This window comes from Pseudomonas brassicae (assembly GCF_010671725.1).
Classification (GTDB): domain Bacteria; phylum Pseudomonadota; class Gammaproteobacteria; order Pseudomonadales; family Pseudomonadaceae; genus Aquipseudomonas; species Aquipseudomonas brassicae.
Genome location: NZ_JAAHBU010000499.1, coordinates 1 through 5,147 on the forward strand (window position 1 = coordinate 1; position 5,147 = coordinate 5,147).

Annotated in this window: 5 protein-coding genes; 3 read left to right on the forward strand and 2 right to left on the reverse strand. The window is 65.7% G+C overall.

Features of this window, described 5'->3' with window-relative positions; all coding sequences use genetic code 11:
- Positions 1–973: efflux transporter outer membrane subunit (locus G3436_RS25225; RefSeq protein WP_163950846.1), on the reverse strand; the 973-nt coding region annotated here is incomplete at its 3' end.
- 187 nt (positions 974–1,160) lie between these two features.
- Here G3436_RS25225 and G3436_RS25230 point away from each other — a divergent pair.
- The gene (locus tag G3436_RS25230) at positions 1,161–2,108 is read left to right on the forward strand and encodes a LysR family transcriptional regulator (RefSeq protein WP_163950848.1); all 948 of its coding nucleotides are present in this window, start codon (positions 1,161–1,163) and stop codon (positions 2,106–2,108) included.
- A gap of 73 nt (positions 2,109–2,181) precedes the next feature.
- A complete protein-coding gene (locus G3436_RS25235) occupies positions 2,182–3,153 on the forward strand; it encodes a 2-hydroxyacid dehydrogenase (RefSeq protein WP_163950858.1) in 972 nt (323 codons plus the stop codon).
- 76 nt (positions 3,154–3,229) lie between these two features.
- On the opposite strand, the gene G3436_RS25240 is transcribed toward G3436_RS25235, so the two are convergent.
- Positions 3,230–4,132 carry a DMT family transporter gene (locus tag G3436_RS25240; RefSeq protein WP_163950860.1) on the reverse strand — a complete coding sequence of 301 codons (903 nt, stop codon included), beginning with the start codon at positions 4,130–4,132 and terminating at the stop codon, positions 3,230–3,232.
- A 136-nt stretch (positions 4,133–4,268) separates the two neighbouring features.
- On the opposite strand from G3436_RS25240, the gene G3436_RS25245 reads away from it, so the two are divergent.
- On the forward strand, positions 4,269–5,147 hold an 879-nt coding region (locus G3436_RS25245), incomplete at its 3' end, for a helix-turn-helix domain-containing protein (RefSeq protein WP_163950862.1).

Sequence of the window (5,147 nt, forward strand, 5' to 3'; positions counted from 1 at the left end):
CGTTGGGGAAGAAGCCGGCATGCGCCACGTCGATACCGCGCGCCTGAGCCGCCACTTGCCAGCGGCTGGCAACCACGTCGGGACGCTGGCCGATCAGTTCGGCGGGCAGCGTCGACGGCAGCTTCAGCGCAGCCCCCAGCGACAGGCTCGGGCGTTGCAACTGCGCGCCCGCGCCCGGGCCCTTGCCGGCCAGCGCTGCCAGCTGATTACGCGTCAGGGCGATCGCTTCGTCCAGGCTGTCGAGTTGGCGATGGGTCTCGGGCAGCGGCGTCTGCGCCTGGCTCACCTCGAAATGGGTACCGATGCCACCGGCCAGGCGCCGCTCGGCCAACGCCAGGATCTGCTCCTGCTGTGCGAGCTCGGCCTTGACGATGTCACGCCGGGCAAAGTGCAGCGACAGCTGGATGTACACCTTGACGATGTTGTTCTGCAGTTCGAGCTGCGCCTGGCGGGCCTGAGCCACGCTCATGTGCGCCAGGTCCACGGCCTGCTCGCTGGCATTGCGCTCGCGGCCCCACAGGTCCAGCGCATAGCTCAAACCCAGCGCCGCGTTGTTGTCCCAGGTGTTGGCGCCCGACAAGGCGCCGGGGCCGTAGAACTGATCGTCGGGCCAGTTGTGGCGCTTGAGACTGGCCTGGCCAGTGACCTGCAGTTTCTCGTCGGCCTCGACCACGCCGGCCATCGCCTTGGCTTCACGCACCCGCGCGCCAGCCATGGCCAGCGTCGGGCTGCCCTGCACGGCCAGGGCGATCCAGCGCGCCAGTTGCGGGTCGCCATAGGCTTGCCACCATTGCTGGTCGGGCCAGTGGGCATCCTGCGCGGCGGCTCGGATGGCCGCGTCGGTGGTCAGGGTATTGGCTTGCAGCGTCTTGCTTTGCGGGGCAATGCCCCAGGTTCCGATACAGCCGCTCAAGGTCAAGCTAAAGGCACAGACACTGAGCGCATTCAGCGCTCTGATGATGCGACGCGGCACAGCTGCGAGTTCCCGACTAGAAGGTGGATGACGCTAGGAGTCGCAATTCTAGGGGGCCGCCGCACTGGCGATAAGCGTGCATTACTGCGAATCTTTGTTACGAAAACGGCGATAATCCGGCTTTAGTCTTGAAGACTGGCTTGGTTACTTCATGTCACAATTCTGTCGTCTTCCCTGAGAGCGCCCCATGGACACCCTGCAAAACATGCGTGCTTTCAGCTGCGTCGCGCAAGTCGGCAGTTTCACCGCCGCTGCCGTGCAGCTGGATACGACCACCGCGAACGTGTCGCGGGCGGTTTCCAACCTTGAAGCGCACCTGCAAACCCGCCTGCTCAACCGCACCACCCGGCGCATCGCCCTGACCGAAGCGGGCAAACGCTACCTGATGCGCTGCGAGCAGATCCTCACCTATGTGGAAGAGGCCGAAGCCGAGGCCAGTGACGCGCATGCACGCCCGGCCGGGCAATTGAAGGTGCACTCGATGACCGGGGTGGGCCAGCACTTCGTCATCGATGCCATTGCGCGCTACCGCGAAACCCACCCCGACGTGACCTTCGACCTGACCATGGCCAACCGCGTGCCGGACCTGCTCGACGAGGGCTACGACGTGTCGATCGTGCTGGCCAGCGAGCTGCCGGATTCGGGCTTCGTGTCGCAGCGCCTGGGCATCACCTACAGCATCGTGTGCGCCTCGCCCGATTACGTGAAGCGCCATGGTGTGGCGCACAAGCCGGCCGACCTGCTCAAGCATGCCTGCCTGCGCATGGTCAGCCCGGTGATCCCGTTGGAAAAGTGGCTGTTCGACGGCCCCGAAGGCCAGGAAGTGGTGAACATCACCCAGGCACCGTTCCAGGTGAACTCGGCCGATGCCATGAAAGCGGCGATCCGCAGCGGCATGGGGGTGGGCGTGCTGCCGATCTACTCGGCCATCGACGGCCTGCGCGACGGCAGCCTGGTGCGGGTGATGCCCGAGTATCGCCTGCAGGAGCTGAACCTGTACGCGATCTACCCGTCCCGCCAGTACCTGGATGCCAAGATCAAGACCTGGGTCGAGTACCTGCGCAACTCGCTGCCGGAAATCCTCGCGGCCCACGAAGCCGACCTCAAGACCCACGAGCTGCACATCGCCAACTGAAATCTTGCTGCACAGGGGCGGTGGAGAATGATAGCGTGCTACCCATTCTTCCCTGCCCGCAGCGAGTTTGCCGATGAAAAAGACTGTCCTGGCCTTCAGCCGCATCACCGCGCCGATGGTCGAACGCCTGCAGCAAGACTTCAACGTGATCGTGCCCAACCCCAAGCTCGGTGACATCAACGCCCAGTTCAACCAGGCGCTGCCCCAGGCCCACGGCCTGATCGGTGCCGGGCGCAAGCTGGGCCAGGCGCAACTGGAGCACGCGCAGCAGTTGCAGGTGGTGTCGAGTGTGTCGGTGGGCTACGACAACTATGACCTGGCCTACTTCAACCAGCGCGGCATTGCCCTGACCAACACCCCCGACGTGCTCACCGAAAGCACCGCAGACCTTGGCTTTGCGCTGCTGATGAGCGCGGCGCGGCGGGTGGCCGAGCTGGATGCGTGGACCAAGGCCGGCGAGTGGAAGGCCACCGTGGGCCCGGGGCTGTTCGGCAGCGACGTGCATGGCAAGACGCTGGGCATCGTCGGGCTGGGCAACATCGGTGCCGCGATTGCGCGGCGTGGTCGCTTCGGTTTCAACATGCCGGTGATCTACAGCGGCAACAGCCGCAAGACCGCGCTGGAGCAGGAGCTGGGCGCGCAGTACCGCAGCCTGGACGCGTTGCTCGCTGAAGCCGACTTCGTGGTGCTGATGGTGCCGTTGGGCGCTGCCACCACGCACCTGATCGGCGCTCGGGAATTGCAGTTGATGAAGCCGAGCGCGTTTCTGATCAACGTCTCGCGCGGGCCGGTGGTGGATGAAGCGGCGCTGATCGCGGCCTTGCAGGACGGCACGATTCGCGGTGCCGGGCTGGATGTGTACGAGAAGGAGCCGCTGAGCGAGTCACCGCTGTTCCAGCTGGCCAATGCGGTGACCTTGCCGCATGTGGGCTCGGCCACGGCCGAGACCCGCGAGGCGATGGCCAATCGCGCCATCGACAACCTGCGGGCAGCGCTGCTGGGCGAGCGCCCGCGGGATCTGGTGAACCCGCAGGTGTGGAAGTAAGGCCACCATTTTTGGGGCTGCTTTGTAGCCCTTCGCTGGCAAGCCAGCTCCCACAGGGTTCTGCGGCGCACACAAACTACCGCACGGCTACAACCTCTCCCCGCCTTGTCACCCGGCCCTTGCTGAACACCAGCACATTGCCCAGCATCACCAGCACCAGCCCGCACAACGCCGGGGCCGTCCACTGGTAGCCCTCGTAGAACGCCGACACATTCAACGCCACCAACGGGAACAGCACCGTGCAATACGCCGCACGCTCCGGCCCCATGCGCCCGACCAGCGTGAGGTAGGCGGTAAAGCCGATCACCGAGCCCGGTATCACCAGGTACAGCAGCGAGCCCACATACCGCGTGTTCCATTCCATGGCGAATGGAATGCCGCTGACCACGCAGTACAGCGCCAGCATCGTCGCGCCGTACAGCATGCCCCAGGCATTGGTGGTCATCGGCCGCAACCCGGCCTTCTGCTGCAAGCTCGACAACAGGTTGCCCGCCGAGAAGCACAAGGTCCCCAGCAGCGCCAGGCCCAGGCCGATCAGGGTCTCGCGGCTGGCCGCATGCCCGGCCAGCTCCGGCCAGAACAGCAGGCCCAGCCCGCCCAGCCCCAGCGCCCCACCGGCCAGCACATTGGCCGCCACCTTCTGACCGAAGAACACCCGTGCGTTCAGCGCATTCCACAGCGTGGCGGTGGAGAACACCACCGCGATCAACCCGCTGGGGATCCACTGGCTGGCGGTCAGAAAACACATGAAGTTGACGCAGAACAGACACAGCCCCTGCGCCAGGCAGATCAGGTGACCGCGCCGGTTCATCAGCTGCAGGCGACGGCCAATCAGCAGGATGGCGAACAGCACCAGCGCCGCCAGGGCAAAGCGATAGACGATGGACACCGGGATGGCCACCACCCCCAGCTGCAATTTCAGCGCGATCCAGGTGGTGCCCCAGATGAGTACGGTCAGCAGGTATAACGACAGGTTCATGGCACAGGCTCCTCACGACAGCCTGCAGTGTCCGGCGCCGGTGCGTGGCGCGCTTGCACAAACTTGCGGTTTTTATCGGCGCAGTGCTGTCAGGCATGGCGCCCAGGGGTAGGATGGGCGCCAGAGGTAGTCACCCATGAATCCGCTGGACCAGTTGCAAATCTTCCAGGCCATGCACGCCTCGCCCCACGCTCGCCTGGAACACAGTGCGCTGCTCGGTGACGGCCTGGCCGCAGCCCTGTGGAACAACCGCCACGACGCCCGCGACTACGAAGCGCCCAGCCACCACACGCTGTCGTGCTATATCGCCGGGGGCACCGGCACCTTCCGCCGTGATCGCCCGGCCGACAAGGGCGGGCCCGACAAGCTGTGCATCATGCCGGCCGAGCACGCCTCGAACTGGGTGATCAACGGCAGCATCCGCCTGGCCCACCTGTACATCAACCAGCAGCAGTTCGCGCTGGGCTGCGTGCGGCTGCTGGACCGTGAGCCGCGTGAGTTGCAGCTGCGCGAAGCGACCTTTATCGACGACCCGGAACAGGCTCGGCGCTTTCGCCAGTTGATCGCGTTGAACTGGAGCGAGCCCGGCGAGCGCCTGCTCACCAGCAGCCTGGCCCACGAGATTCTCGACCATGCGCTGCTCAGCCAGGTGGGCCAGCGTCAGGGGCTGCGGCTGAAGGGCGGGTTGGCGGCACATCAGCGCCGACAGCTGGCCGACTACATCGAGGGGCATCTGGACCAGCCGATTGGCCTGGGTGAGCTGGCGGCGCAGTGCAACCTGTCGGAGTACCACTTTGCGCGGATGTTCCGCGACAGCTTCGGGGTGCCACCGCACCAGTACCTGCTGGCCCGACGCCTGGCCAAGGCGCAGCAGTGGCTGCGCGGCAGCGACCTGGCGCTGGGCGAGGTGGCGCTGGCGTGCGGGTTTGCCAGTGCCAGCCATTTCAGCAACCGCTTCCGCCAGGCGCTGGGCGCTACGCCTGGGGAATACCGCTTGGCCCTTCGCTGGCAAGCC

Coding starts and splice junctions, on each gene's coding strand:
- G3436_RS25230 (WP_163950848.1), top strand. CDS start 1,161: ATGGACACCCTGCAAAACATGCGTGCTTTCAGCTGCGTCGCGCAAGTC.
- G3436_RS25235 (WP_163950858.1), top strand. CDS start 2,182: ATGAAAAAGACTGTCCTGGCCTTCAGCCGCATCACCGCGCCGATGGTC.
- G3436_RS25240 (WP_163950860.1), bottom strand. CDS start 4,132: ATGAACCTGTCGTTATACCTGCTGACCGTACTCATCTGGGGCACCACC.